General features: G+C 69.7%; 1 pseudogene. It reads left to right on the forward strand.

Features of this window, described 5'->3' with window-relative positions:
- A pseudogene (locus OR16_RS44355) lies at nt 1–491 on the forward strand (PLP-dependent aminotransferase family protein); the annotation flags it as partial.

Here is a 491-nt window from a genome sequence, read left to right on the forward strand (position 1 = left end):
CCGCTCGACGAATGGCGCAGCCATGTCGGCCGGGCGCTGCGGTCGTTGTCCGCGCAGCAACTGAGCGACGACGATCCCTGCGGAGACCTGGCCCTGCGCGGGGAAATCGCCGCTTACCTGCGGGCGACCCGCGGCATCCGTTGCGACGCCGGGCAACTGATGGTCGTGACCGGTATCCGCCAAGCCATCGACCTGGCCGCGCGGGTGGTGCTGCGCGAGCAGGGCCGCGTGTTGCTGGAGGATCCCGCCTATCTCTCGGCGGTGCCGCTTTTCAGTTTGTCCTCGCCGCGCATCTCGCCGGTGCCGGTCGATGAGGAGGGGATCTCGATGGATGGCATCCGCCAGCATGCGGATGCCGCGCTGGTGTATGTCACGCCCGCTCACCAGGCGCCGCTGGGCCTGACGATGTCCGTGAGCCGGCGCCTGGCCCTGCTGGACTGGGCGCAGGCGTGCGGCGCGTGGATCCTGGAGGACGACTACGACAGCGAGTT

This window comes from Cupriavidus basilensis OR16 (genome assembly GCF_000243095.1).
Classification (GTDB): domain Bacteria; phylum Pseudomonadota; class Gammaproteobacteria; order Burkholderiales; family Burkholderiaceae; genus Cupriavidus; species Cupriavidus basilensis_D.